The sequence below is a fragment of the Novosphingobium sp. AAP83 genome, assembly GCF_001295795.1.
Lineage (GTDB): Bacteria > Pseudomonadota > Alphaproteobacteria > Sphingomonadales > Sphingomonadaceae > Novosphingobium.
The window spans coordinates 130,650-155,536 of the sequence record NZ_LJHY01000022.1 but is presented as its reverse complement, the minus strand read 5'-3'; the positions used below and the strand labels follow the sequence as shown (position 1 = coordinate 155,536).

At 59.0% G+C, this 24,887-nt stretch carries 27 protein-coding genes and 2 riboswitches; of the genes, 9 read left to right on the top strand and 18 right to left on the bottom strand.

Features of this window, described 5'->3' with window-relative positions:
• Nucleotides 1–12: 12 nt before the first annotated feature.
• The gene (locus IP81_RS12415) at nucleotides 13–1,380 is read right to left on the bottom strand and encodes an MFS transporter (protein ID WP_054108303.1); all 1,368 of its coding nucleotides are present in this window, start codon (nucleotides 1,378–1,380) and stop codon (nucleotides 13–15) included.
• Between the two features lie 123 nt (nucleotides 1,381–1,503).
• Nucleotides 1,504–2,406 (bottom strand): DMT family transporter, encoded by a 903-nt coding sequence (locus tag IP81_RS12410; RefSeq protein ID WP_054108302.1) that lies wholly within the window; start codon nucleotides 2,404–2,406, stop codon nucleotides 1,504–1,506.
• 269 nt (nucleotides 2,407–2,675) lie between these two features.
• On the opposite strand from IP81_RS12410, the gene IP81_RS12405 reads away from it, so the two are divergent.
• Nucleotides 2,676–4,211, top strand: coding sequence for a CpaF family protein (locus IP81_RS12405; protein WP_082356136.1), 1,536 nt, complete (start codon nucleotides 2,676–2,678; stop codon nucleotides 4,209–4,211).
• On the opposite strand, the gene IP81_RS12400 is transcribed toward IP81_RS12405, so the two are convergent.
• Nucleotides 4,208–4,426 carry a hypothetical protein gene (locus IP81_RS12400; RefSeq protein ID WP_054108301.1) on the bottom strand — a complete coding sequence of 73 codons (219 nt, stop codon included), beginning with the start codon at nucleotides 4,424–4,426 and terminating at the stop codon, nucleotides 4,208–4,210. The two genes, IP81_RS12405 and IP81_RS12400, sit on opposite strands and share 4 nt — an antisense overlap.
• 68 nt (nucleotides 4,427–4,494) lie before the next feature.
• Between IP81_RS12400 and IP81_RS12395 the strand changes: the two genes are divergently transcribed.
• Together IP81_RS12395 and IP81_RS12390 are read left to right on the top strand one after the other, a co-directional pair.
• Entirely contained in the window at nucleotides 4,495–5,385 is an 891-nt protein-coding gene (locus tag IP81_RS12395) for a DMT family transporter (RefSeq protein ID WP_231626568.1), read from the top strand.
• 89 nt (nucleotides 5,386–5,474) lie between these two features.
• Complete coding sequence (locus IP81_RS12390; protein ID WP_054108300.1) at nucleotides 5,475–5,606, top strand: hypothetical protein; 132 nt, start codon at nucleotides 5,475–5,477, stop codon at nucleotides 5,604–5,606.
• Nucleotides 5,607–5,651: 45 nt separating this feature from the next.
• Here the strand turns inward: IP81_RS12390 and gcvPB are convergent, their stop codons facing one another.
• The 12 genes from gcvPB to IP81_RS19700 all read right to left on the bottom strand — a co-directional run bounded on the left by gcvPB (nucleotide 5,652) and on the right by IP81_RS19700 (nucleotide 16,369).
• Complete coding sequence (gene gcvPB, locus IP81_RS12385) at nucleotides 5,652–7,208, bottom strand: aminomethyl-transferring glycine dehydrogenase subunit GcvPB (protein WP_054108299.1); 1,557 nt, start codon at nucleotides 7,206–7,208, stop codon at nucleotides 5,652–5,654.
• Nucleotides 7,205–8,563, bottom strand: a complete 1,359-nt coding sequence (gene gcvPA / locus IP81_RS12380; RefSeq protein ID WP_054108298.1) for an aminomethyl-transferring glycine dehydrogenase subunit GcvPA — start codon at nucleotides 8,561–8,563, stop codon at nucleotides 7,205–7,207. Before gcvPA ends, gcvPB begins: the two co-directional genes overlap by 4 nt.
• A gap of 4 nt (nucleotides 8,564–8,567) precedes the next feature.
• Nucleotides 8,568–8,939: a glycine cleavage system protein GcvH gene (gcvH, locus tag IP81_RS12375; protein ID WP_054108541.1), complete on the bottom strand. Its 372-nt coding sequence runs from the start codon at nucleotides 8,937–8,939 to the stop codon at nucleotides 8,568–8,570.
• The gene (gcvT, locus tag IP81_RS12370) at nucleotides 8,939–10,099 is read right to left on the bottom strand and encodes a glycine cleavage system aminomethyltransferase GcvT (RefSeq protein WP_082356135.1); all 1,161 of its coding nucleotides are present in this window, start codon (nucleotides 10,097–10,099) and stop codon (nucleotides 8,939–8,941) included. The genes gcvH and gcvT overlap by 1 nt, the downstream gene beginning before the upstream one ends.
• Before the next feature lie 33 nt (nucleotides 10,100–10,132).
• A riboswitch (glycine riboswitch) is annotated at nucleotides 10,133–10,255 on the bottom strand.
• Nucleotides 10,256–10,356: riboswitch (glycine riboswitch) on the bottom strand.
• A gap of 66 nt (nucleotides 10,357–10,422) precedes the next feature.
• Nucleotides 10,423–11,100 carry an NAD(P)H-binding protein gene (locus tag IP81_RS12365; RefSeq protein ID WP_054108297.1) on the bottom strand — a complete coding sequence of 226 codons (678 nt, stop codon included), beginning with the start codon at nucleotides 11,098–11,100 and terminating at the stop codon, nucleotides 10,423–10,425.
• A complete protein-coding gene (locus IP81_RS12360; RefSeq protein WP_054108539.1) occupies nucleotides 11,093–12,268 on the bottom strand; it encodes a deoxyguanosinetriphosphate triphosphohydrolase in 1,176 nt (391 codons plus the stop codon). Before IP81_RS12360 ends, IP81_RS12365 begins: the two co-directional genes overlap by 8 nt.
• Nucleotides 12,269–12,272: 4 nt before the next feature.
• Nucleotides 12,273–12,962 (bottom strand): aspartate/glutamate racemase family protein, encoded by a 690-nt coding sequence (locus IP81_RS12355; protein ID WP_054108296.1) that lies wholly within the window; start codon nucleotides 12,960–12,962, stop codon nucleotides 12,273–12,275.
• A 64-nt stretch (nucleotides 12,963–13,026) separates the two neighbouring features.
• Nucleotides 13,027–13,377: a hypothetical protein gene (locus tag IP81_RS12350; RefSeq protein ID WP_231626566.1), complete on the bottom strand. Its 351-nt coding sequence runs from the start codon at nucleotides 13,375–13,377 to the stop codon at nucleotides 13,027–13,029.
• Between the two features lie 23 nt (nucleotides 13,378–13,400).
• Nucleotides 13,401–14,813, bottom strand: a complete 1,413-nt coding sequence (locus IP81_RS12345; protein ID WP_054108294.1) for an NAD(P)(+) transhydrogenase (Re/Si-specific) subunit beta — start codon at nucleotides 14,811–14,813, stop codon at nucleotides 13,401–13,403.
• Nucleotides 14,813–15,097 carry an NAD(P) transhydrogenase subunit alpha gene (locus IP81_RS12340; protein ID WP_011445494.1) on the bottom strand — a complete coding sequence of 95 codons (285 nt, stop codon included), beginning with the start codon at nucleotides 15,095–15,097 and terminating at the stop codon, nucleotides 14,813–14,815. Before IP81_RS12340 ends, IP81_RS12345 begins: the two co-directional genes overlap by 1 nt.
• Nucleotides 15,098–15,108: 11 nt before the next feature.
• Nucleotides 15,109–16,227 (bottom strand): NAD(P) transhydrogenase subunit alpha, encoded by a 1,119-nt coding sequence (locus IP81_RS12335; protein WP_082356158.1) that lies wholly within the window; start codon nucleotides 16,225–16,227, stop codon nucleotides 15,109–15,111.
• 19 nt (nucleotides 16,228–16,246) lie between these two features.
• Nucleotides 16,247–16,369, bottom strand: coding sequence for an aa3-type cytochrome c oxidase subunit IV (locus tag IP81_RS19700; protein WP_082356134.1), 123 nt, complete (start codon nucleotides 16,367–16,369; stop codon nucleotides 16,247–16,249).
• Between the two features lie 169 nt (nucleotides 16,370–16,538).
• On the opposite strand from IP81_RS19700, the gene IP81_RS12330 reads away from it, so the two are divergent.
• A complete protein-coding gene (locus IP81_RS12330) occupies nucleotides 16,539–17,957 on the top strand; it encodes a sigma-54 dependent transcriptional regulator (RefSeq protein WP_054108292.1) in 1,419 nt (472 codons plus the stop codon).
• Between the two features lie 17 nt (nucleotides 17,958–17,974).
• Complete coding sequence (locus IP81_RS12325; RefSeq protein ID WP_054108291.1) at nucleotides 17,975–18,742, top strand: SDR family NAD(P)-dependent oxidoreductase; 768 nt, start codon at nucleotides 17,975–17,977, stop codon at nucleotides 18,740–18,742.
• On the opposite strand, the gene folP is transcribed toward IP81_RS12325, so the two are convergent.
• The 3 genes from folP to IP81_RS12310 all read right to left on the bottom strand — a co-directional run bounded on the left by folP (nucleotide 18,739) and on the right by IP81_RS12310 (nucleotide 21,867).
• On the bottom strand, nucleotides 18,739–19,845 hold the full coding sequence (gene folP / locus IP81_RS12320; RefSeq protein ID WP_369800740.1) for a dihydropteroate synthase: 1,107 nt from the start codon (nucleotides 19,843–19,845) through the stop codon (nucleotides 18,739–18,741). The genes IP81_RS12325 and folP overlap by 4 nt on opposite strands.
• A gap of 31 nt (nucleotides 19,846–19,876) precedes the next feature.
• A complete protein-coding gene (locus tag IP81_RS12315) occupies nucleotides 19,877–21,019 on the bottom strand; it encodes a site-specific DNA-methyltransferase (RefSeq protein ID WP_054108289.1) in 1,143 nt (380 codons plus the stop codon).
• A 206-nt stretch (nucleotides 21,020–21,225) separates the two neighbouring features.
• Entirely contained in the window at nucleotides 21,226–21,867 is a 642-nt protein-coding gene (locus tag IP81_RS12310; protein ID WP_054108288.1) for a ribonuclease HII, read from the bottom strand.
• A gap of 10 nt (nucleotides 21,868–21,877) precedes the next feature.
• Between IP81_RS12310 and IP81_RS12305 the strand changes: the two genes are divergently transcribed.
• The 4 genes from IP81_RS12305 to IP81_RS20925 all read left to right on the top strand — a co-directional run bounded on the left by IP81_RS12305 (nucleotide 21,878) and on the right by IP81_RS20925 (nucleotide 24,882).
• Nucleotides 21,878–23,032, top strand: a complete 1,155-nt coding sequence (locus tag IP81_RS12305) for a PQQ-dependent sugar dehydrogenase (RefSeq protein WP_054108287.1) — start codon at nucleotides 21,878–21,880, stop codon at nucleotides 23,030–23,032.
• 13 nt (nucleotides 23,033–23,045) lie between these two features.
• Complete coding sequence (locus IP81_RS12300; RefSeq protein WP_054108286.1) at nucleotides 23,046–23,723, top strand: pyrimidine 5'-nucleotidase; 678 nt, start codon at nucleotides 23,046–23,048, stop codon at nucleotides 23,721–23,723.
• Between the two features lie 65 nt (nucleotides 23,724–23,788).
• Complete coding sequence (gene dapD, locus IP81_RS12295; protein ID WP_054108285.1) at nucleotides 23,789–24,625, top strand: 2,3,4,5-tetrahydropyridine-2,6-dicarboxylate N-succinyltransferase; 837 nt, start codon at nucleotides 23,789–23,791, stop codon at nucleotides 24,623–24,625.
• Between the two features lie 98 nt (nucleotides 24,626–24,723).
• Nucleotides 24,724–24,882 carry a hypothetical protein gene (locus IP81_RS20925; RefSeq protein WP_197274613.1) on the top strand — a complete coding sequence of 53 codons (159 nt, stop codon included), beginning with the start codon at nucleotides 24,724–24,726 and terminating at the stop codon, nucleotides 24,880–24,882.
• The last annotated feature ends 5 nt before the right edge of the window (nucleotides 24,883–24,887 follow it).

The window sequence follows — 24,887 nt, the reverse complement described above, 5'->3', positions numbered from 1 at the left end:
CGAGCGCAACAGTTATGCTGTGGCTGGCTCCACTGGCACTACGCCAACGCGGCCCTCGCGCACCCACAGAACCGAGAAACTGGCAAGGACCAGACAAACACCACTGAACATCAGCATGTTGCGGGGATCGCCGCCAAGGACTTGTTTGTAGGCGTCAAACCCAAGCGCCACAAAGCCTAGGTCCAGACGGCTCATGACGATGGCAAACAGCAGCATCGGGATCACTATCATCATATTGAAGATGCCCATGTAAACGCCTGTACGCTGTGGCGGGATGGCGTTGCTCAGGATCGCGTAAGGGTTGCCCATGATGCTTCCCCACGCCACACCAATGCCGATTGCCGGCAGAAACAGCAGCGCCTTGTCGGTGATATTGGGCAGTGCAAACATGCCTATACCACCTGCAAACAGGCACAGGGCGTGAAGCGGCCCCGGACCCATGCGTCTGGCCAGCGGGACCATTGAAAACGCCGTAACAAAGGCAATCGCATTATAGAACGCAGCGATTTCACCGTTGGTCAGCACGGCACTGCGGAAGGCACTGCTATGAACATCACTGGTCCCATAGACTGTCCGGCTCACCGAATAGACCGCATACGTCCAGTAGCCCGACATGCCCGCCCACTGGAACACGCTCATCAGGCCCAGTTTGCGCATCGCCACCGGCATCGCCACAATCGCACTGCCAATCTCGCGCAAGGTTGCCAAAACACCTTTGGGCTGCACTGCGATATGGGCGCGTTCGTCAAGTGTCAGCGGCAATTCCGGAACGCGCAGCACGGACCATACAATCGTGGAAAGCGACAGCACCGCACCGATCATGAACACCACGCGCACGGTAAAGGGAATGCCGTGATCGTCTACCCAATCCTGGCTCATGCCCAAGCCTACGAGTAACGATGGCGTCAGGAATGCCAGCATCTGCGCAAGTCCCGTAAACGCGCTTTGCGAAAGGAAACCCGCCTGCCGCTGGTCCGGATTCAACCGGTCAGAAACATAGGCGCGATATGGCTCCATCGTAATGTTGTTGCCCGCATCCAAAATCCACAGCAACGACATCGCCATCAGAATGGAGCTGGAGAGCGGCATGAAGAAAAGGCCAAGGGTGCACAGCACCGCGCCGATCAGGAAATAAGGTGTCCGCCGCCCCCACTTGCTGTCTGTTCGGTCGCTTAACGCGCCGATGATCGGCTGTACCAGCAGACCGGTAATCGGTCCGGCAAGCTGCAACATGGGCAACTGTGATTCATTTGCCCCGAGATAGCTGTAGATCGGCCCCATGTTGCCTTGCTGCAATCCAAAGCTGAATTGCAGCCCAAGGAATCCCAGGTTCATCTCAAGAATCCGCGACAGCGGAAGATGCGGACGTTGGACACTCATGCGCAGGCTCTCCCACCGGGCTTTGTTGACCCTTGCAAGCATAATGTCACAAGCTCAATCGGAAAACAACAATCGATTGCATCGATTTAAAAGCGAGCAATAACGGCGTTTTCATAAAAGGCTTTAGTCGACAACTGTCGGCGCGGGCAGCGCCTTGCCGCTCTTCCACAAATAGAGACCGGCCCCCACGATCACAACTGAACCAAGGACCGCCAAAGCATCGGGTCGTTCACCAAACAACACCCAACCGAACGCGCCTGCCAATAGCAATTGCACATAGGTCATCGGCGCAATCATGCCGGCGTCCGCGCGGGTTGTTGCGATAAACAAACACGCATGGGCAGTCGTCGCGGTCACCGCGATCAACGCACATTTTGCCAGAACAATCGCGGAAGGAACTTCCACGGCAAAAAACGGCAAGCCGCTCCAATGTCCGGCGCAGGTTGACATCAGCAGAAACACTGTGCCGATCGAAGCGACATTGAACTGCATGGCCAAAGCACTGCCCGTCCCTGCCACTTTCCGGTTCGCGATCATCAAAAAAGCCATGCCCGTAGCCGATAGCACAGGCAGCAAAGCCACCCAGCCCAAAATCCCGAAATTCGGCCGGAGAATGATCAGCACGCCCACAAACGCGATCCCGCTGGCGATCCATGTCTCGCGCCGCAAAGGCTCCCTCAGCATCACCGCCGCCAGGAGTGCGGTAATCATCGGACTGGTAAAGGAAATCGCAGTGGCCTCGCCAATCGGCATAAGTTGAACTGCGCTGAAAAATGCAACCGCAGAAACAGAAACGCTAAGTCCGCGCAAAATCTGCCAGCGCAATTTGGGATAGGCAAAACCCGCCCGCCCTTCACGCGCCAACAACACAGTGCCAAGTCCCAGAGCGCCAAGCAGATAGCGAAACGCGGAAATTGCCGTACCGGGCCACATCCCCGCCATACTTTTGACCACCGCATCGCCGACTGAAAGCAAAGCGAACGCCAGTAATGCGAAGGCAAGCGCAGATCTGTGATTATCTCGCAATGTCAGGTTCCCGAAAAAACTGCTTGAGTCTGTGCCTTTGCATGGTTGCGCCCCCTACTCCCGAGGCCGCCCCTGCTACAAATCAAATTGCATGCCGCCATGCCACTTCAAAGGCCTTTTGCGAAAAGCACTGTGCATTCCACCCCGTCACCAAACGACGTTAGGAAACTCTGAAGGTTTTGCAGGTAACTACTGCCTATCAGCGGCATAGGTGGTTGGGGGAACTCTCTCAGTTTGGCCTTGCCTAACAGCGTACCGGGGTAATTTAGATGAGCGCTTTCGGGCGGAAGAACGGTCTTCCGGGCATTGCCAGTGGAGGGGTGCGCCAATCCTTTGGTGTTGCGCGGCCCATGCAAGGTGGCGACGGCGGCGCATCCCATGCCCAGCCCGCACCGCCAATTGGCGGTGATCAATTTCCTCCGTTACCAGCACCCGATCCTTCGGAAACACCGGTAAACGGCGCAGCCCTGAAAGCGGACGCCCTCACCCGTCTGGCGGACCGTGCCAATGGCGTCAGCGAGGGCAACTATCAGGCCGAGGGCTTTGAGGCCTCGGTTCACAAAATAAAGGAACAGGTGCTTCCGCGCCTGCTTGAACGCGTCGATCCTGAAGCTGCTGCAACACTGACCAAGGAAGAGCTGTCGGAAGAATTCCGGCCGATCATTCTGGAAGTGCTGGCAGAACTGAAGGTCACGTTGAACCGGCGTGAACAGTTCGCGCTGGAAAAGGTTCTGATCGACGAACTGCTGGGCTTTGGTCCACTGGAAGAACTACTCAACGATCCGGACATCACCGATATCATGGTCAACGGGCCAGAGCAGACTTATATCGAAAAGAAGGGCAAGCTGGTAATCGCGCCGATCCGTTTCCGCGATGAAAGCCACTTGTTCCAGATTGCCCAACGCATCGTCAACCAGGTTGGCCGCCGCGTCGATCAGACCACGCCTCTGGCCGACGCACGCCTTAAAGACGGCAGCCGCGTCAACGTGATTGTCCCGCCGCTTTCGCTGCGTGGCACCGCAATTTCCATTCGTAAGTTTTCCGAAAAGCCGATCACGATCGATATGTTGCGTGATTTCGGCTCGATGTCGGACAAGATGGCTACAGCGCTCAAGATCGCCGGTGCCTGCCGGATGAATGTCGTTATCTCGGGCGGTACCGGCTCGGGCAAAACGACCATGCTCAACGCCCTGTCAAAGATGATCGATCCGGGCGAGCGCGTGCTGACCATCGAAGACGCCGCCGAACTTCGCCTGCAACAGCCGCACTGGCTGCCTTTGGAAACCCGCCCGCCGAACCTTGAAGGCCAAGGCGCGATTACCATCGGCGATCTTGTGAAGAACGCTCTGCGTATGCGTCCTGACCGCATCATCCTGGGCGAAATTCGTGGCGCGGAATGCTTCGATCTGCTGGCGGCGATGAACACCGGCCACGATGGCTCGATGTGTACACTTCACGCCAACTCTCCGCGCGAATGCCTTGGCCGTATGGAAAACATGATCCTGATGGGTGACATCAAGATCCCGAAAGAAGCGATAAGCCGCCAGATCGCGGAATCGGTCGACCTGATCGTTCAGGTCAAGCGTCTGCGTGATGGTTCACGCCGCACCACCAACATCACCGAAGTGATCGGGATGGAAGGCGATGTGATTGTTACGCAAGAGCTTTTCAAGTTCGAATATCTTGACGAAACCGAAGATGGAAAGATCATCGGCGAATTCCGCCCATCCGGGCTGCGGCCCTATACGTTGGAGAAGGCTCGTCAGTTCGGTTTCGATCAGGCCTATCTCGAAGCCTGCCTCTAAACGGCAAACCACTCCCTCGCCGCCAGTCCCAGCAGGATAATGGCGGCGAGGAAGCTTATCAGGTAGATCACTGTCCACGGCATAAAGCCAACCGCGTCGAGGTTTGTCCGGCGCAGACGCCGTCGCTCTCCCCGGACGGCGCAAAGCGCAATGCCGAAGGCCATCGCCCCCAAAGCTGCGTGATACTGCCAGATGTGCACAAACCAGTCTTCCATAACGCGGCACATGGGCAAGTAGGGACTTGATCGCAAGAGGGCTTGGCCTATTGGCCTGAATGATGGCCATGCATGATCGTCCTATGTTCGCACTCGCGCTGCGTCTTGCTGCCACACTGATTTTTTCGGTTATGTTTTTGCTGGTCAAGCTCACGGGCTTGCGAGGCGTTGCCCTGCCTGAAACCCTGTTCTGGCGGCAGTTCATACCGGCCATAGCAATTTTTGGCTGGTTGGCTGTGCGCGGGCAAATTCACCGGCTTAAAACCCAGCGCCCCTGGGTTCACGCACGCCGCGCCGCCTTGGGCGGTAGCGGAATGTTTCTGACGCTCGGTGTAGTGCGCTTACTACCTTTGGCTGAGGCGACCATTCTTGCCTTCACGACACCCATGTTTGCAGTCCTGCTGTCTGTCCTGATGCTAAAGGAAAAGGTCGGCTTGTGGCGCTGGTCTGCGGTGGGCGCCGGGCTTCTGGGTGTGCTGATCATCGCCGGGCCAGACAGCAACCACATACCGCTTTTCGGCCTTGCAGTCGGCATTGGCGCTGCCTTCATGGTATCTTTGGTCACTGTGCAACTGCGCGATCTTGGCAAGACCGACGAGCCGATTACTGTGGTCTTCTACTTTTCCGCCCTATGCACGCCCTTCCTCGGCCTGTTCTTGTTGCAGCGCGGTGTACAGCATGATCTGACAGAGTGGCTGATGCTGGCAGGGATAGGAATCACCGGCTTGTTTGCCCAACTCGCATTGACGGCTTCGCTGCGCTACGGCGCGGTATCAAGCGTAATCGTAGTGGATTACATCCAGCTCGCGTGGGCAACCGCTTGGGGCTGGCTAATTTTCGACCAGTTACCACCCGCCACAACCTGGCTAGGCGCACCGATAATCATCGGCGCAAGTCTACTGATTATATGGCGGGAGCGGGTTCTTGGCAAAGCGCGCTCGGCAGCAATCGCGTCTTAGCGGAACCGTCGGTACGCTCCGACGTTCAGACCTTTGTAGAACTCATGATGCGCAGCCTTGCACATCCCGTTTTTCGAAAGGCGAAATCCATGATCCGCAAACTTATAATGGCCACGATGCTGGGCGGCCTGCTGCTGGGAGCAACTGCCTGCAACACCGTCAAGGGTGCCGGCGATGACCTCAAGTCCGTCTCAAAAACCACTGAAGACGCCATCAACTAAGCCAAAACGGGCCGCCGTGGCATTTCCACGACGGCCCGAATTGTATCAAGCGTCCTTGTAAACCAGCTTGGGTTTGCGCGCTGCCAGAGTTTCATCAAGCCGCCTGCGTGGTGCCAGATGCGGGGCGCTCTTGAGCATTTCGTCACCCGCAACGGCCCGCTCGGCTAGCGAACGCATAGCGCCGATGAACTGGTCCAGCCCGGCCTTGCTCTCGGTTTCGGTCGGCTCGATCAACATCGCTCCGTGCACGACCAGCGGGAAATAGACGGTCATCGGATGATAGCCCTCGTCAATCAGGCCCTTAGCCAGATCGAGCGTCGAGAAACCATCGGCAAAGCCATCATCGCTAAAGAGCGCTTCGTGCATGCAATGCCCTGCCGGACCAAACGGCGCATCAAGCACATCGTCAAGACTGCGCAGAACATAATTCGCGTTCAGCACAGCATCGCCCGACACTTGCCGTAAGCCATCAGCCCCGTGGCTGAGGATATAGGCAAGCGCGCGTGTATACATCCCCATCTGGCCGTGGAATGCGCACAACCGCCCGAACGCCTGCGGGTGCTCAAGATGCGCGTCTTCCTCCTCGATCAGCTTGATCGAGCCATCGGCTTGGCGTGAAGTGAATGGCAATGGCCCGAACGGCGCAAGCGCTTCGGACAGGACCACCGGCCCCGAACCCGGACCACCGCCACCGTGCGGCGTGGAGAACGTCTTGTGCAAATTGATGTGCATCGCATCAACGCCCAGATCGCCCGGACGCACGCGCCCAACGATGGCGTTGAAGTTCGCACCATCGCAATAGACATATCCACCAACGGCATGGACCGCATCGGCGATCACCTTCAAATCACGCTCGAACAGACCACAGGTGTTAGGGTTCGTAATCATCACCCCCGCCACGTCCGGCCCAAGCCGCGCGGTGAGTGCTGCCACATCAACGCGGCCATCAGCAGTCGCAGGGATGTTTTCCACGCGATAGCCCGCGAAGGCCGCCGTCGCCGGATTTGTGCCGTGCGCACTCTCGGGCACGAGGATTACCTCGCGCGGATCGCCCTTAGCTTCAAGCGCAGCACGAATGCACAGTAGCCCGCACAATTCGCCATGCGCACCCGCCTTGGGCGTCATCGCCACGCCATGCATGCCTGTCAGCTTGACGAGCCAGACCGCCAATTCGTTGATCGCCGAGAGCGCGCCTTGCACGGTCTGCACCGGCTGCAACGGATGAACATCGGCAAAGCCCGGCATCCGCGCGACCTTTTCATCGAGGCGCGGATTGTGTTTCATTGTGCAGGAACCCAGCGGAAACACGCCAAGATCAATCGCATAGTTCTGGCGCGAAAGCCGCGTGTAGTGCCGCACCGTTTCGGGCTCTGACAGGCCCGGCAGGTCAGGCGCAGCCTTGCGGGCATTGGGGCCAAGTGCCGAAAGATCAAAGTCCGGCACGTCATCAAAGTCCACGCCCGAACGATCCGCCGCGCCGATTTCAAACAGCAGCGCTTCCTCAAGTTGCAACGCGCGGTTACCCGTAAAAGTCTCGATCTCGCGCGGTACCGAGCCTGCGCCCAAAGCAGGACGCCAGCCCGATGGGTTGATCTCGTTCATGCCAGCACCTCCTCAAGCGCTGTCGCCAGCGCCGCAATATCGTCCTCGGTCGTGCATTCGGTCGCAGCGATAAGCAGACCGCCCGACAGCGTATCCACTTGCGGATAAAGCCGCCCGAGCGACACACCGCCAAGCACTTGAGCGTCCGCCAGATTACGCACCACTTGCCGCGCATCCTTGGGCAGGGTCACTGCGAATTCGTTGAAGTAATGGCGGTTCACAACGGCAACACCGGGCACCTTGCCAAGACGCTCTGCCGTTTGCTTGGCGCGAAGGTGGCTCAGCTTGGCCATATTGGCCAGCCCTGCCCCGCCAAGCAGCGTCATGTGGACCGAGAACGCCAGCGCACATAGGCCGGAGTTTGTGCAAATGTTGCTCGTCGCCTTCTCACGCCGAATATGCTGTTCGCGGGTGGACAACGTCAGCACGAAGCCGCGCTTGCCATCGGCATCAATCGTTTCGCCGCAGAGGCGTCCGGGAATTTGCCGCACGAACTTCTCGCGGCAACCGAACAGACCAAGGTAGGGTCCGCCGAACTGAAGGCCGACGCCAATCGCCTGCCCTTCGCCTACCACGATATCCGCGCCAAGGCTGCCAGGACTTTCAAGCAGACCAAGCGCGACCGGTTCGGTGACCACGGCAATCAGCAGTGCACCCTTGGCCTGCGCCGCCGCAGCAATAGCAGCCAGATCGGGAATACGGCCTAGAACATCAGGATATTGCACCACCACGCAGGACGTTTCGCCATCAATCTTGGCGATCACAGCATCATCATCGGGATCAGCAACCAGTTCCGGATTGCTGATGTCAAGCACGTCGCCTGTAAACTTCGCCATCGTGCGCGATGTTTCAACATAATGCGGGTGGAGACCGCCCGAAAGCACGGCCTTGTTGCGGCGCGTGATGCGCCCTGCCATCGCAATCGCTTCCCAGCACGCTGTCGAACCATCGTAGAGCGAGGCGTTAGCAATATCGGTACCGAACAATCGCGCCACTTGCGTTTGGAATTCAAACAGCACCTGCAACGTGCCTTGCGCGATTTCCGGCTGATACGGAGTGTAAGCCGTCAGGAATTCGCCGCGCTGGATCATGTGATCGACCGTTGCGGGAATGTGATGGCGATACGCGCCCGCGCCAAGGAAGAACGGCACTGAACCCGCAGCGACATTGTTCGCCGATAGCCGCGCCATATGGCGCTCTACGGTCATTTCACTGGCATGATTGGGCAATCCGGCAATTGGCGCAGTCAGCCGCGCCTGTTCGGGCACATCGGCGAACAATTCGTCGATTGAGCCCGCGCCGATAACCGCGAGCATAGCGCTCCGGTCAGCGTCGGTCAGGGGAAGATAGCGCATCGGATCAAAGCTCCGCCACGAATGTCTGATAGGCAGCCTCGTCCATCAATCCTGCAAGCTCGGCAGGGTCGGACAAAGTCATCTTCCACAGCCAGCCTTCGCCCTCGGCTTCGGAATTGACCAGTTCGGGCTGATCTTCGAGCGCAGCGTTGACGGCGGTGACTGTGCCCGAAACCGGCGCATAGACGTCCGATGCGGCCTTCACGCTATCAACTACTGAAGCGCTATCGCCTTTGCCAACCGTGGCATGAATGGCGGGCACTTCGACGAAAGTGATGTCGCCCAACTGGCTCTGGGCATAATGCGTGATGCCAACAGTGGCTTCGCTGCCTTCAACCGCGATCCATTCGTGGTCCTTGGTGAAATAGCGGGTCATCATGCGGCTCCTTTGCGGTAATAACAGTGGGGAACGAAAGGCATCGGCGCGACAGTGGCGGCAAGCTTGCGCCCCCGCACGTCGATGGAAAGTGATGTGCCGGGTGCGGCATGCTCTGTGGCAACAAAGGCCATCGCGATGGGCCGTTCGAGGCTTGGCGAAAAACCACCGGACGTAACCGTGCCGATCTCGGTATCGCCAAGCAGGACCATTGCGCCTTCGCGTGCGGCCATCCGGCCTTCAATCAACAGGCCGACGCGCCGCGTCGGCGCGCCATTGGTGATTAGCGGCAGGATCGTGTCAGCCCCGGGAAAACCGCCTTCGGTGCGGCGGCGTTTGTTGATGCCAAACAGCAAGTCAGCACTGACCGGATCGACCGAGTCGGTCATGTCATGGCCGTAAAGCGGAAGGCCTGCTTCAAGTCGAAGGCTATCGCGCGCACCAAGGCCTATGGGCTTTACTTGCGGCTGCGCGCAAACCAAATCGGCGATTTCAGCTGCATTCTCAGCAGGAACGGAAATCTCGAAGCCGTCCTCGCCGGTATAGCCCGAGCGGCTGATCCACGCCTCGATCTCGCCCAACTTGAAGGCCGCGCCGCGCATGAAGCTCAGCGATGAAAGCGACTGCTCCCCGCTGATCAAACCCTCCAATGCCTCGGCAGCCTTTGGGCCTTGCAATGCGAAAAGCGCGCTGTCTTCAAGATGATTGAGCGTGACTTCGTCAGGCAGAAACTCGCGCAAATGGGCGATATCGTCCCACTTGGTCGCGCCATTGACCACAAGGTAAAAGCCGGTGCTCCAGCGCGTTACCATCAGGTCATCAAGGATGCCGCCCTGATCATTCAGCAGCAGCGAATAGCGCACCCCGCCCACCGGCAGCGTCGCAAGGTCAATCGGCAGAACAGCCTCAAGTGCAGCTTCAACACCCTCGCCCGAAACATAGAGCTGGCCCATGTGCGAGACATCAAAGAACCCGGCACTGGTCCGCGTCCATAGATGTTCGGCAATGATGCCTTCGAACTGGACCGGCATCCAGTACCCAGCAAAGTCCACCATGCGGCCACCGCGTGCGCGGTGCCAATCATCCAGTGGCAGCGAAAGCGGGCCAAGCGGCTCGCCTTCGTGGTCATCGGACAGATCAATATCGTATGTGTCGCTCACAAATCAGTTTCCCGTACAGTTCAGACGCCATTCGGCGCCCCCTCTGTCACGGAAACCTGAGAGCTTTCCCCCACCCTCCTCTCCAGAAGGGCTTGATGGGGTTACCCCTTCGGCGGCCCCCCTCTAAGAGAGGTAGCACTTTCCAGAGCGTCGCTATCGACCCACGCGGTCCATGTGCCTGAGAGATTCCGGGGCGGTTGCTCCTTCGGCGTCTCCCGATTCTGAACGAATCGAGAGAACTCTCCCGCGCGATCAGCGACGGTGCCTTTTCGCTGCGGTGCAGCGTGAAGTCAACCTCGCCACGCCACCCTTATCCCCGCTCCTTATCGACGATGAAGCACGCGCCGGAAGTCGTCATGCTCGAACACATGGCGACCGTGCTGCTTGCTACCGGCCAAACTAAGAATGACCCGCGCAAGTTCGCTGTCCCTGACCGAACGATACTTGCGCCAGCCTCCGATCATCAGCAAATCCAGCAAAGGGCTGAAGATCATCGCAAGCCGCTCCACCGGACGAAGCGGACCTTCCCGATGGCCACGCAACAAGCCCGGACGGATGATGTCGAGACGATCAAAATGCAGTTTGGCCAATTTGGCCTCGACCTCGCCTTTGACCGATAGATAGAAGTTCTTTGAAGAAAACTGCGCCCCCACCGATGAAACCACGATCAACTGGCGCGCGCCCGCAGCTTTTGCCGCAGCCGCACATTCCAAGACCAGATCATGATCGACAGAGCGGAAAGCCATCTTGTCGCCGCCCACCGCCTTCATGGTTGTTCCCAGTGCGATGATCACGGTCCAGGGGCGTCCCGCGGCAATGGCGTCGGGCCAATGCTCTGCATCGGAAAGCAACAGTTCCATCCGCGCGCCTTTTGGCAAAAGTGTCTCGCGCCGTGCAACGGCCACCAGATGAATGTTGGGCCGATGAATAGCCTCAGTCATCACCGCGCGCCCGATCAAGCCGGTGGCCCCCACCAGAACCACTCGTGTCTGGTCAGACATTGCGCAACCCTTCGGGCGTTTCGCCAAACAAGCGGGCATAGCTGTCAATCGCATAACGATCGGTCATGCCCGAGATGAAATCGGCGATGTGCCTTGTCCGCGCAGGTTCAGCCTGTGGCAGCGTAGCGCGCCAGCTTTCGGGCAATAGCGCAGGGTCAGCGGCATAGGCAGCGAACAGGGCCGCGATCACATCGCGCGCCCGATCTGCGGTCGCGCGTTGTTCGTCATGCAAATACAAGCGGGAATACATGAATTGCTTGAGCGCACGCTCTTCCTCACCCATCGTGGCCGAGAACGTGGCGAGTGGCCGGTTGGCTGCCCGCACCTCTTCAACGGTAGTAACGCCGGTATCAGTTATCCCCGATTGCGTTTCAGCGATGACATCGTTGACCATCCTCCCGATTTGGCCGCGCACCAGTTCGCGCAGCATCCGGTCTTGCGGCGCACCGGGAAAACGCCGCTCGATCTGCCGCCACTGATCGGCAACCGAGGGCAGTTCCATCAGGTCATCAAGCCTCAGGAACCCCGCACGCAAGCCATCGTCGATGTCGTGATTGTCATAAGCAATATCGTCGGAAATCGCGGCAACTTGCGCTTCCAGAGAGGCGAAAGTCGGCAAATCCAGGGGATAGGCCTGATCAAGCTCTGCCAGCGCCCACGATGGTTTCAGGATCGGGCCGTTGTGTTTGGCAAGGCCTTCCAACATTTCCCAGGAGAGGTTCAGGCCCTCGTGCCCGCAATAGGGGCTTTCGAGCCGCATCAACACGCGCAAGGTGTTGGCGTTATGATCAAACCCGCCCGCGCCCTCCATCGCCGTTTCCAGCGCATCCTCGCCGGCATGGCCAAACGGGGGATGGCCGATATCGTGCGCAAGGCACAGCGCCTCGGTCAGGTCCTCGTCCAGCCCCAGCGCGCGCGCGATAACGCGTCCAATTTGCGCCACTTCCAGGCTGTGCGTAAGGCGAACGCGATAGTGATCACCATCTGGCGCGATGAACACTTGCGTTTTGTGGCGCAAGCGGCGGAACGCGATGGAATGGATGATCCGGTCACGGTCACGCTGGAAATCGCTGCGAGGACCTCGCGCAGATCCGCCATCAGTGACGAACTCCCGCCCGCGCGACCGCAAGGGATCGCTGGCGTAAGGCGCCCGGCCTGCACTTGTCATCGGATCAGCCAAACATCCAGTCGACCGCCGCTTCGGCATGAATCCGCGTGCAATCGTAAATTGGCAGCACATTAGCATCGACATCAACGATCATGTCGAGCTCGGTGCAGCCCAGCACTGCCGCTTGTGCGCCCCGGTTGCCCATCGTGGTGAGCATGGTTTTAAGCGTGCGTTCGGCAGCGCGCGTGGCTTTGCCTTGCATCAGTTCTTCGTAGATGATGCGGTCAACTTCTTCGACCTCTTCGATAACCGGCGGTAGCAAGGTGATACCGTGGGCGACCAGACGTTTGCGATAGAAGCTTTCCATCACCACATTGCGTGTGCCCAGCAAAGTGGCGCTCGTGATGCCATCGGCTTTCATCTTTGCACCGACAACTTCGGCAATATGGATCACCGGCACCGAAACAGCAGCGGCCACGGTGTCGTAGATCTTGTGCATCGAATTGGCCCCGATCAGCAGTGCCATCGCGCCTGCCTGCTCAAGCCTGCGCGCGCTGTCACACAGGACTTGCGCTGCATGCGCCCATTGTTCGGGCGTCGACAAACGCATGAGATCGGTGAAGTCCAAACTCTCAATCAGAAGCGGCGCACTTGCAGAAGTGCTTTTGCGTGCCTGCACCAGCTGGTTGATGTCTTCATAATACGTGCGGGTCGAAACCCAGCTCATGCCACCGATAAGGCCGATTTTGCGCAACGTCCGATACTCCCCGGGCTGTCCGGCCCTCGCCTTACGAAAGGTGGCAGAACAGGTCTAGGGCTTACCGCTTTTCCGGTGCAAAGCCTGTTGCGCAAAGTGCAGCGGCGCTGGCTGTCACGCCGAGCAATTCGGCATCGCCGATACGCCGCACGGTTGCGACGTAATCGGCCAAGCCGCGTTTTGCCCCCTGCAAGGCCTGAAGCCGTTGAAGTTGGCCTATGGATAGCCTGTCAGTCATCCTGTCAGCCATGCAAGTCGCATTGGCTTCTGACAGGCCAGCCTCAACAAGCGCCGATTTCACGCGCCCTTGCGCCAGTTTGGCAGGTGCGCATGATGCGAGTGCCAGAGAAGCAGCGGCAAGGATCGCAGCCCCGCCACAAGACCGCTTGGCGCGAGCTTGTTGACGAAACACATGCGCGCCTTGCCGCATATTGATCAATGCCCCAACGACTTGACGATATCTTCGACCATCTTCTTGGCATCGGCCAGAAGCATCATCGTCTGGTCCATGTAGAACACGTCGTTGTCGACACCGGCATAGCCGACTCCGCCCATCGAGCGCTTGACGAAGAAGATCGTCTTGGCCTTGTCGACGTCGAACACGGGCATACCGTAGATCGGCGAGGACTTGTCTGTCTTGGCAGCCGGATTGACCACGTCGTTCGCGCCGATGATAAAGGCAACGTCAGCTTGCGCGAACTCGCTGTTGATGTCTTCGAGCTCGAACACTTCATCGTAAGGCACGTTGGCTTCAGCCAGCAGCACGTTCATGTGCCCCGGCATACGCCCTGCGACCGGGTGGATCGCATACTTTACGTTAACGCCGTGCGCTTTCAACTGGTCGCCCATTTCGCGCAGCGCGTGCTGGGCTTGGCTGACCGCCATGCCGTAACCCGGAATGATGATGACGCTTTCGGCTTCCTTCATCATATAGGCAGCATCTTCAGCCGAGCCGCGCTTCCACGGACGCTGTTCGCGCACCGTGCCATCCGAAGCCGCTGCTTCTGCGCCAAAGCCGCCTGCGATCACCGAGAGGAAGCTGCGGTTCATCGCCTTGCACATGATGTAGGAAAGGATCGCGCCTGATGAGCCGACAAGCGCGCCGGTCACGATCATCGCGGTGTTCTGGAGCGTGAAGCCCATCGCCGCCGCTGCCCAGCCCGAGTAGGAGTTGAGCATCGAGACGACCACCGGCATATCCGCGCCGCCAATCGGGATGATCAGCAGGAATCCAATGATGAAAGCGAGCACGGTCAGCGTGGCTATGACCCAAACCGACTGGTCCTGCGTGAACCATGCGGTCAACGCGATGATTGCCAGCAAGGTGCCAAGGTTCAGCACATGGCGGCCCGGCAGAAGGATCGGCGATCCGCTCATCTTGCCGGCAAGCTTCAGGAACGCGATGATCGAACCCGAGAAGGTAATCGCACCAATCGCAACGCCAAGGCCGAGTTCGATCCGGCTGACCGGATTGATCTGACCATTCGGAAGCATGATACCAAAAGCTTCGGGGTTCAGATAGGCCGCAAGGCCCACCAGAACCGCCGCGAGACCGACCAGCGAGTGGAACGCCGCGACCAGTTGCGGCATGTCGGTCATCGCGATCCGCTTTGCGATGACAAAGCCGATGCCGCCACCAATGGCGAGGGCCACAAGAATTTCAGGCAGGCTGGCGATGGAGTGCGTGAGCAGCGTTGTTACCACAGCGATGGTCATGCCGATCATGCCGTAGCGGTTGCCCGCACGGCTTGTCGCAGGGCTGGAAAGCCCACGCAGCGCGAGGATGAAAAGGACGCCTGCGATGAGATAGGCCAAAGCGACCCATGGGGAGACAGCGACGTGTTCCATCACTTCTTCTCCTTCTTCTTGTACATCGCCAGCATGCGTGCCGTAACGGCGAACCCGCCAAAGATATTGACCGAAGCCAGCACCACAGCGCCAAGGCCCAGCCACTTGGCCGAAGGGCTACCGGCAGCCGCCGAGGCAACCAGCGCGCCCACCACGATCACTGAAGAAATCGCGTTAGTAACGGCCATGAGCGGTGTGTGAAGCGCCGGGGTCACCGACCAGACGACGTAGTACCCGACAAAGCAGGCGAGCACAAAAATGCTCAGGATCGAGATAAAGTCCATGTCAGGCCCCCTCAGCCGAGCAGTCGTTCGTTCACGACCTTGCCGCCCTGTGTCAGGCGGATGGCGTTGCCGATTTCCTCATCAAGAACAGGTTTGCCCTGCTCCTTGTCCCAGAAGGCCGAGAGGAAGTTATAAAGGTTGCGGCTGAACAGCGCCGAAGCGTCTGCCGCCAGATGCGCTGCGGTATTCGAATAGCCGACGATCTTGACGCCGTGCTTTTCGACCACCTGATCCGCAACCGAACCTTCGACGTTGCCGCCTTGTGATACGGCAAGATCGAAAATCACCGAGCCCGGCTTCATCGTGGCAATCTGCGCATCTGATACGAGGCGCGGCGCAGCGCGGCCCGGGATCAGTGCGGTGGTGATCACGATATCCTGCTTGGCGATGTGCGCGGAAACCAGTTCAGCCTGCGCTTTCTGGTATTCTTCGGACATTTCCGTAGCGTATCCGCCAGCGCCTTCGCCTTCGATACCAGCCACGCTTTCAACGAAAATCGGCTTGGCACCCAACGACTGGATCTGTTCCTTTGTAGCGGAACGGACATCGGTTGCCGAAACCTGCGCGCCCATGCGACGCGCTGTTGCAATAGCCTGAAGTCCTGCAACACCAACACCCATAACGAATGCCTTGGCCGCAGAGACCGTGCCGGCTGCTGTCATCATCATCGGAAATGCTCGGCCATAGATATTGGCCGCAGTGATCACCGCTTTGTAACCAGCAAGGTTCGATTGCGACGACAGGATGTCCATCGACTGAGCACGCGTGATGCGCGGCATGAATTCCATCGCCAGCGCTTCAAGGCCAGCGGCAGCATAGGCATCGACCCGATCGCGCTGACCGAACGGATCAAGACCCGCCACGATCCACGCGCCGGGCTTTACGCCTGCGAGTAAATCAGCTTCAGGCCCTTGTACGCCAAGCACAATGTCAGCATCTTTGGCGGCATCGGTTGCGACAACCTGCGCTCCGACCGCGCGATAATCATCATCGCCAATCGAAGCCCCCGCACCTGCACCGCTTTCCACGGCGACCGATGCCCCAAGGGCAATGAATTTTTTGACCGTTTCCGGTGTTGCCGAAACCCGGCTCTCTCCTGCCGCACGCTCCCGTAGGACGGCGATCTTTATTGCCCCTGTCACCGTTTGGTTACTGGATCACGAGGATGACGACGAGAACCAGAATGCAAATGGCCGGTGTCGACCACTTTACGAGGTTCACAAAACCTTCGTACGTTGCCGTTGCAGCTTTGATATCGTTTCCAGAAGCCATTTTCTTCCCCAAAAATCCGACCCAATTCGGGCATGCTTAACGCCCTCTAGCGCTCACACGCCTTTGGCTCAAGACCGTAACAACGTCTTGGTGCTTAATCGGCTCTTTACCCTATGCGTATATCGGTTGGCTCCTGTTTTAAGTGTGGGGGGAGTGGATAGACCAGTTTATGCAGGAGCCTGAACAACGCCTTCTCTTGCTCATCGATGATGAACCCGCGCAATGTCGCCTGATTACAGCGCTGGCATCACGCGAAGGATGGCGCACAATCATCGCGCGCGATTCGGAAAGCGCCATTGCTACGCTGGGCACTCGCCAAGGCATGCAACTTGGCGCAATCGTTCTGGATCAATGGGTTCCGGGTGATGACGCCTGCTCTTTGATCGCAGAACTGAAGGCCCGCCGCCCTGCCCTGCCTATCCTTATGCTCACCACCAGCGCCTCTCCCTTGCTGGCGGTTGAGGCCATGCGCGCCGGTGCTACGGACTATCTGATCAAGCCTGTAGCGCCCGAACGCCTGCTCCAAGCCTTGCGCAGCGCAACCACGCGCGAAAGCGATGCCTGCGAATTGCAGCCGCTCACTGAAAAAATCGGCGCAACACTCGATTTCGATTCGATGATCGGTGCAACGCCAGCCTTCCGGGCAGCACTTGCCGTTTCAGCAAAAGCCGCGCGCACGCACGGCACAGTGCTGATCGAAGGCGAAACCGGCACCGGCAAGGAAATGCTGGTTCGCGCCATGCACGCCGCTAGCCCGCGTGCAAAAACGAGCCTGCGCACGATCAACATCGCCAGCATTGCTGCAAACCAGATCGAATCTTTGCTGTTTGGCCATGAAAAAGGGGCCTTCCCCGGCGCATTTGAACGTCACATCGGCGTCCTGCAACATGCCGATGGTGGCACTTTGGTGATCGACGAAATCGACCGGATGCCCGAATCGATGCAAGAGCGCATCGTCCGGTTTCTCGAACGCGGCGATGTCCAACCTATCGGTGCCCGCCATTCCTTCCGGGTTGAGGTGCGCTTGATCGCTTGCGCCAACGCTGGCCTGCGCGATCTGGTGGATCTGGGTGATTTCCGTGCCGATCTCCATGCGCTGTTAACGCAAACCCAAGTGTTCCTGCCCGCCTTGCGCCAGCGTTCCAGCGATATTCCTGCGCTGGCAAGGCATTTCCTCACGCGCATTGGCGAACAACCAGGCTTACGTGCACTGGGCATTACCGACGGTGCGCTGGCCTTGCTCGCGGCTTATGATTGGCCGGGCAACGTCCGCCAGTTGCAAACCACCCTCTTCCGCGCTGCGGTGTTTTGCGAAGGCGAGGCATTGACCGCGCAAGACTTCCCTAACCTGTCCAGCTTGATCGGCGAAGGCACGCGCCGGGCACCCAGCGTTACCGATGGTGCAGGCGTGACGCTATTTTCCGCCGATGGCAATTTGCGCCCGTTGGAAGAGATAGAAGCAGACGTTATCCGTCTGGCCATAGGCCATTATCGTGGCCGCATGACAGAAGTCGCGCGCCGCCTAGGGATTGGCCGGTCCACCCTTTACCGCAAACTTTCGGAACTGGGCATCGACAACGTCGCCTGACACGCTAATTTTGGCCGATGTCAGGTGAATCGGAATTCGGCGGCAAGGTCGCCTTGGTAACAGGCGCGGCTTCAGGCATTGGCGCTGCAACCGCGCGCTGGCTTGATGCGTGCGGCATTGGCGAATTGATCCTGATCGACATGGATCGCGGTGGCCTTGGCGCGCTTGGCTTATCCTGCAAGGTCAATGCACTGGGCGGCGATATTGCCGATCCGTCGCTATGGAAGCTGCTCGAACGCGACTTGCCCCGGCTTGATTATGCCGTGCTCAAGGCAGGCATCGCCAGCAACGATGACATCGTCGATCTGGATATCGCCAACTGGCGCAAGACGATGGCAGTCAACCTTGATGGAACGTTCCTTTCGTTGCGCACCGCGCTGCGGGCGATGAAGCGGCAGGGCAGCGGTTCGGTCGTCATCACGGCTTCTGTCTCGGGCATCAAAGTTGCGGCGGGCACGGCAGCCTATTCAGCCTCAAAAGCCGCCACGATCCAATTGGCCAAAGTCGCAGCGGCTGAAGCGGCAAAGTTTGGCGTTCGCGTAAACGCGATTGCGCCGGGCGGTGTGGACACCGGCATCTGGGACCGCGCCGAATGGTTTGCACCCTTGGTCGAGCAGCACGGCGGCAGGGATCAGGCGCTCGCCGCGATGGCGAAAGATGCAACGCCGATTGGCCGCTTTGCCCGAGCCGATGAAGTGGCCGCGCAAATCGGGTTCTTGCTGTCAGACGCTGCGGCAACGATCACCGGCACCTGCCTACTAAGCGATGGCGGCGTTTCGCTTTAGGCCAGTTGGCTGAAATCGGTCAGCGCGGCATCGCAAAGCCCGCGCCAGACATGCAAGGCTTGCACGGTTTCGTGCACATCATGCACGCGCACGATCTGACAGCCTGCCTGCCACGCCTTGATCGCCAGCGTGACCGATCCCGGCATCCGCTGGTGAGAGGGCACCTCATTCGATAACGCACCTATCAAACGCTTGCGGCTCGCGCCAAAGAAGACCGGCTGACCCAGCGCGTGGAGCAGCGGCAAGGCGTTGATCAGGGCAAGGTTTTCCGCCAGCGACTTGCCAAAGCCGATGCCGGGATCGAGCAGGATTTTTTCACGCGCAATGCCAGCGGCCAAAGCCGCATCGCGGCGTTCGCGCAGGGCATCGAACACATCTAGCACAACGTCGCGATATTCACCGTCGGCATGAAGATCGCCCGCATCGCCCGGCGCATGCATCAACACCACCGGCGCGCCGCTGTTTGCCACAATCTCGGCTGTGCGCGGATCGTGGCGCATGGCTGACACATCGTTGACGATATGCGCGCCTGCCGCCAGTGCAGCCTCAATCACCATCGAACGGCGGCTATCAATCGATATGGCGGCACCGCTTGCCGCCAGTTGTTCGATCACCGGAACGACGCGCTTGACCTCGTCCCCTTCCCACACCGCCGCAGCGCCGGGACGGGTAGATTCTCCGCCCACATCGATAATGCCTGCCCCGGCCGAAAGCATCGCATGCGCATGGTCGAGCGCCGCATCGGGCTTATCGAGAAACTTGCCGCCATCGGAAAAGCTATCTGGCGTGACGTTGAGAATGCCCATGATTTGCGGCTGATCGAGTCGGATCATGCGCGGGCCGCAGACCAGCGGACCATGCGCCTTGCGCAAGTTGTCCCACTGTGTGCTCGCCTCTGCAGCCAAGTCAGCGGGCAAGGTGGCCAATGCCGATGGCAGTTCTGCCGCACCAAGGCGTGCGCGCGAAACGACCTTGCCCCCATCGCGTATGATCAAGGCAAAGCGGCTGGCATAAACCATGCCGCCACCAAGCCGGATCGCCTCGCCCTCCTCTGCCTGCGGGCTATCGACCAGCGCGATGGGGCGGATGTAGATGGTTTGCATCAATCGCACTTACCGCTGCGATGACCTACGCTCAATCCTCAACCGCGAGCAGATACAACTGGCGCAGAGCATCGATCGGCTTGACCTCGCCTTCATGCTCGACATGCCAGAACGTCCAGCCATTACACGATGGCGCGCCTTGCAGCTTTGCGCCAAGGCCATGAATGGAACCGATTTCAGCACCTGATTGCAGAGAGCCGTCGGCCCGTACGATGGCGCTGATCTGGCCCTTCTTTGCCGAAAGTTTCATCCCCGGCGTTAGATATCCGCTTTCCACCAGCGCACCAAACGCGACTTTGGGCGCCGAGCGCTTGGACTGCATCGTAACCAGCGCGCTTTCATCCAGCGGCAATGCCAAAGCGATGCGCTCTTCGGCAACTTCGATATAGTCGGATTCACGTTCGCAACCGATCCAGTCGCGACCCAAACGCTTCGCGACAGCGCCCGTCGTGCCGGTGCCGAAGAACGGATCGAGCACCACGTCGCCCTTGTTGGTCGTGGCCAACATCACGCGATAGAGCAAGGCCTCGGGCTTTTGCGTGGGGTGCGCCTTGGTGCCGTTGCGACGCAGGCGTTCAGGCCCCGAACAGATCGGCAAGACCCAGTCCGAGCGCATTTGCAACTCGTCGTTCAGCGTCTTCATCGCGCGATAATTGAATGTGTACTTCGACTTCTCGCTTTTCGAGGCCCAGATCAGCGTTTCGTGAGCATTGGTAAAGCGGGTGCCCTTGAAGTTGGGCATCGGGTTGGCTTTGCGCCAAATGATATCGTTGAGGATCCAGAAGCCCAGATCCTGAAGGATCGTACCAACGCGGAAAATGTTGTGATAGCTGCCGATCACCCAGATCGAACCATCGGCCTTGAGCAAGCGGTGTGCTTCGGCGAGCCATTCGCGGGTAAACTTGTCATAGACTGCAAAACTGGAGAATTTGTCCCAGTCATTGGTGACGGCATCCACATGACTGCCATCAGGACGCGCCAGATCGCCACCCAATTGCAGGTTATAAGGGGGGTCTGCGAAGATCATGTCGATCGAACCATCGGGCAGCTTGCGCATTTCCTCGATGCAATCGCCGCGCAAAATGCGGTTCAGCGGCAGCGCCACCTCGCTCTTGAGCACCTTTGCCGGTGCGGCGCGAAGCGCTTTTGCGCGTTCTTTGAGTGCGACTGCCATGACGTGTCCCTAAACTTTGGAATAAGCCGCACTGGTGAGTCATTCGGAGTCCCGCGTCAAGCGACGACTCGCCGGATTTCGGCGAGTCGTAAGGGTTTAAAAATGAGAACGGAAGGAGTCCGGATCGATATGTAGAGTCTTGCGATGACCCGAGGACTCAACATGTAGTAGTGTGCCCCGCAGGACTCACACCAAAATTTATTTCATCACAACAGCATTAATTGGGCCACCGGAGCGAAACTGCGCCGATGAAGCGGCGTAACGCCGTGTTGGCGCAATGCCGCAAGGTGTTCGGGCGTGCCATAGCCGGCATTGCGCTCCCACCCGTAATGGGGATGGTCAAGCGCTGCTTGCCGCATGATCCGGTCACGATGCTCTTTGGCAATGATTGAAGCTGCTGAAATACATGGCTCAATCGCATCGCCCCCCACAATGGCGCGCGCAGGCCAGCACCATTCGGGGCGACGGCCTTGCGGCGTGAGATTGCCGTCGATGAGCACTTCGCCCACAGCTTCACCGTCCGCCAATTGTTCACACAATGCAGCCACCGCCAGCGACATCGCCAACATTGTTGCGCCAAAAATGTTGAGCCGGTCGATCTCTTCAGGCTCAACCACACCCACCGCCCAGCGGCAGCGGCGTTTGATCTTTTCCTCAAGCAATGCGCGGCGGGCTGCGGACAGCTTTTTGGAATCATCAAGGCCCGCAGGGCGCGGCTTGCACAAGATGACCGCAGCGGCCACAACCGGTCCGGCCAAGGGTCCGCGGCCCGCCTCGTCAACGCCGATAATCACGCCGTTTGCAGGGTGGCCCGAAAAGACACTGGCACTTGTTGGTTTGCGAGGCATTAAAGAGGTCATGACGAATCCGATCCTGAAAACGCTATCGCCCCTCGCCCTGCTACTCGCAAGCTGCGGCTCCCCTATTTCTGCGCAAGACCCGGCGACAGTCACGCCGGATGCAGCAGGCCTCACTATCACCGACGTTGCCACATTCAGCGAGCCGTGGGCGATGACGTTCCTGCCCGGCACCGATATGGCGCTGATAACCGAGAAAAAGGGCGCGTTGAAGCTTTGGCGCGAAGGTTCCGCATCTGCCGTGGACGTCAGCGGCGTTCCCCAAGTTGCCTACGCTGGCCAAGGGGGCTTCGGCGATGTTGTCGCCTCCCCCGATTACGCCACCACTGGCATGGTCTACCTGAGTTGGGTTGTGTCAGGAGACAACGATACTCGCGGTGCAGTTGTCGCCCGCGCAAAACTGAAATTGGGAGAAACGCCCGCGCTTGAGGGGTTGTCGATCATCTGGCGGCAGTTCCCCAAGGTCACCGGTCGTGGCCACTATTCACACCGCATCGCGTTTTCACCCGATGGCAAATACCTGTTTGTCACCTCGGGCGATCGGCAAAAGTTCACGCCGGCACAAGACCTGACCGTCAATCTCGGCAAAGTGCTGCGCTTGCTGCCCGATGGCACGCCCGCCCCCGGCAATCCCTTTGCCGACAAGGGCGGCGTTGCTGCGCAAATCTGGTCCTATGGCCATCGCAACCTGCTGGGTATCGCGTTTTCGCCTGATGGCCGGTTGTGGGATATCGAACACGGGCCTGCCGGTGGGGACGAGATCAATCTGGTTGAGCCTGCCAAGAATTATGGTTGGCCGCTGGTATCGGGCGGCGATCATTATGACGGCAAGTCGATCCCGCGCCACGGCACCCGCCCGGACCTCACACCTCCGTCGATCAATTGGACGCCGGTGATCGCACCGGGCGACATGATCTTCTACACCGGCACCGCCTTCCCGAAATGGCAGGGGCAAGGCCTGATTGCGGCGCTAGGCGCGGGCGGCATTGTCCGTGTGGGCATGGAGGGCAAACAGATCCGCGAACTGGAACGCATTGATCTGGGCAACCGCATCCGCGAGATTGAACAGGCGCCGGACGGGTCAATCTATGTACTTGAAGATGGTGATGGAGCGAAGCTGCGCCACATCACGCCCCCTCTTCCGCAAAAGCGCTGAAGGCGGATTGGCAATGGCCTTTGATCCCACAAACGTGGACTGCTGGATCTTTGATCTGGATAATACGCTCTACCCCTCATCCTCGCGCCTGTTTGACCAGATCGATGTGCGGATGGGCGAATTCATCCAGAACCTGCTCGGCTGCGATGCGACCGAGGCGCATCGTGTGCAAAAACTCTATTTTCATGATCATGGCACCACGCTTTCGGGACTGTTGCATTACCACGCGATTGATCCTTACGAATTCCTCAACTTCGTGCACGATATCGATATGGCCGCGCTCGCAACAGCTCCGCGCCTAGCCGGTAAGCTGGCGGCGCTGCCGGGCCGCAAGCTGGTTTTCACCAATGGTGATGATGCCTATGCTGGCCGCGTACTGGCTGGGCTTGGCCTGTCCGACAGCTTCGATGGGATGTGGGATATCCACGCGATGAACTATCGCCCGAAGCCCGAACCATCCGCTTATTCAGGCCTGATCGAAGCATTCGGCATTCGCCCTGAAACGGCGGTGTTCGTTGAGGATATGGCCCGCAACCTTGCGCCGGCCAAAGCCTTGGGCATGCAAACTGTATGGATTGATGCTGCGACCGAATGGGGTGATCGTGCCAAGGACGATGCTGCCATTGATCTGACTATCGAGGATATCGACAATTGGTTGGCAAGTCTTGCCGATCACCCCCTGTTGGGCTAGGCGGCGCGCGCAATTAATTTATAATCCGAACCTGCTGCCCAGAAAATTCCCGACGGAGATACACCATGACCGCTCACCTAGAAGCCGCCATCGAAGCTGCTTGGGAAGACCGCGCCAATGTAACACCTGCCAGCGACAGCGTGCGCGAAGCGGTTGAGGCCGTGTTCGAATTGCTGGAAAGCGGCAAAGCGCGTGTGGCGCAAAAGATCAACGGTGAATGGCAGGTCAACCAGTGGCTGAAAAAGGCGGTTCTGCTTTCATTCCGCCTGAACGATAACGTGATTATCGATGCCGGATCGGGCGGTGCGCCTGCTTTTGACAAGGTGCCATCCAAGTTCGAGGGCTGGGACGATGCCCGCTTCCGCGAAGCCGGTTTCCGCGTAGTTCCCGGGGCCGTTGCCCGCAAAGGCGCGCATATCGCCAAGGGCGTCGTGCTGATGCCAAGCTTCGTCAACATCGGTGCGTTTGTTGATGAAGGCACCATGGTTGATACCTGGGCGACGGTTGGTTCGTGCGCGCAAATCGGCAAAAACGTGCATATCTCGGGCGGTGCCGGCATTGGCGGCGTGCTGGAGCCCTTGCAAGCCGGACCTGTGATCATCGAAGACGGCGCATTCATCGGCGCGCGTTCTGAAGTGGCTGAAGGCGTTATTGTTGGCGAAGGCGCAGTGCTTTCGATGGGGGTTTACCTTGGTGCCTCGACCAAGATTGTTGATCGCCAGACCGGAGAAATCCACATCGGCCGCGTGCCGCCTTATGCGGTGGTTGTTCCCGGCGCGCTGCCAGGCAAGCCGCTGCCCGATGGCACGACAGGGCCTTCGTTATATTGCGCCGTGATCGTCAAGACGGTTGATGCGCAAACCCGCAGCAAGACCGGAATCAACGAACTTTTGCGCGATTAAACAAGAGCACCTTAAGCCCGTAAACAGGCCGCGCCGGAACAGGGCGCGCTTCCAAACGTAGAGCCGGTAAGCACCGTAACTATGCAAGGAGACGCGCTATGGAACGCCAAGGCAAAGAAACCCGTATCACGACAGATGAAGCCCGTGCTGGCGAAACCAGTCACGTCTTACGGTGGGTGCTTGGGCTCAGCTTGACGCTCGCCATCGTGGCGCTGACCATCATCTGGGTAACAGGAGCGATTGTCACTCCTGCCTAATCTGA

Coding starts and splice junctions, on each gene's coding strand:
- IP81_RS12415 (WP_054108303.1), bottom strand. CDS start 1,380: ATGAGTGTCCAACGTCCGCATCTTCCGCTGTCGCGGATTCTTGAGATG.
- IP81_RS12405 (WP_082356136.1), top strand. CDS start 2,676: ATGAGCGCTTTCGGGCGGAAGAACGGTCTTCCGGGCATTGCCAGTGGA.
- IP81_RS12400 (WP_054108301.1), bottom strand. CDS start 4,426: ATGGAAGACTGGTTTGTGCACATCTGGCAGTATCACGCAGCTTTGGGG.
- IP81_RS12395 (WP_231626568.1), top strand. CDS start 4,495: ATGCATGATCGTCCTATGTTCGCACTCGCGCTGCGTCTTGCTGCCACA.
- IP81_RS12390 (WP_054108300.1), top strand. CDS start 5,475: ATGATCCGCAAACTTATAATGGCCACGATGCTGGGCGGCCTGCTGCTG.
- gcvPB (WP_054108299.1), bottom strand. CDS start 7,208: ATGAACGAGATCAACCCATCGGGCTGGCGTCCTGCTTTGGGCGCAGGC.
- gcvPA (WP_054108298.1), bottom strand. CDS start 8,563: ATGCGCTATCTTCCCCTGACCGACGCTGACCGGAGCGCTATGCTCGCG.
- gcvH (WP_054108541.1), bottom strand. CDS start 8,939: ATGACCCGCTATTTCACCAAGGACCACGAATGGATCGCGGTTGAAGGC.
- IP81_RS12365 (WP_054108297.1), bottom strand. CDS start 11,100: ATGTCTGACCAGACACGAGTGGTTCTGGTGGGGGCCACCGGCTTGATC.
- IP81_RS12360 (WP_054108539.1), bottom strand. CDS start 12,268: ATGACAAGTGCAGGCCGGGCGCCTTACGCCAGCGATCCCTTGCGGTCG.
- IP81_RS12345 (WP_054108294.1), bottom strand. CDS start 14,813: ATGGAACACGTCGCTGTCTCCCCATGGGTCGCTTTGGCCTATCTCATC.
- IP81_RS12340 (WP_011445494.1), bottom strand. CDS start 15,097: ATGGACTTTATCTCGATCCTGAGCATTTTTGTGCTCGCCTGCTTTGTC.
- IP81_RS19700 (WP_082356134.1), bottom strand. CDS start 16,369: ATGGCTTCTGGAAACGATATCAAAGCTGCAACGGCAACGTACGAAGGT.
- IP81_RS12330 (WP_054108292.1), top strand. CDS start 16,539: ATGCAGGAGCCTGAACAACGCCTTCTCTTGCTCATCGATGATGAACCC.
- IP81_RS12325 (WP_054108291.1), top strand. CDS start 17,975: ATGTCAGGTGAATCGGAATTCGGCGGCAAGGTCGCCTTGGTAACAGGC.
- folP (WP_369800740.1), bottom strand. CDS start 19,845: ATGCAAACCATCTACATCCGCCCCATCGCGCTGGTCGATAGCCCGCAG.
- IP81_RS12315 (WP_054108289.1), bottom strand. CDS start 21,019: ATGGCAGTCGCACTCAAAGAACGCGCAAAAGCGCTTCGCGCCGCACCG.
- IP81_RS12310 (WP_054108288.1), bottom strand. CDS start 21,867: ATGCCTCGCAAACCAACAAGTGCCAGTGTCTTTTCGGGCCACCCTGCA.
- IP81_RS12305 (WP_054108287.1), top strand. CDS start 21,878: ATGACGAATCCGATCCTGAAAACGCTATCGCCCCTCGCCCTGCTACTC.
- IP81_RS12300 (WP_054108286.1), top strand. CDS start 23,046: ATGGCCTTTGATCCCACAAACGTGGACTGCTGGATCTTTGATCTGGAT.
- dapD (WP_054108285.1), top strand. CDS start 23,789: ATGACCGCTCACCTAGAAGCCGCCATCGAAGCTGCTTGGGAAGACCGC.
- IP81_RS20925 (WP_197274613.1), top strand. CDS start 24,724: ATGGAACGCCAAGGCAAAGAAACCCGTATCACGACAGATGAAGCCCGT.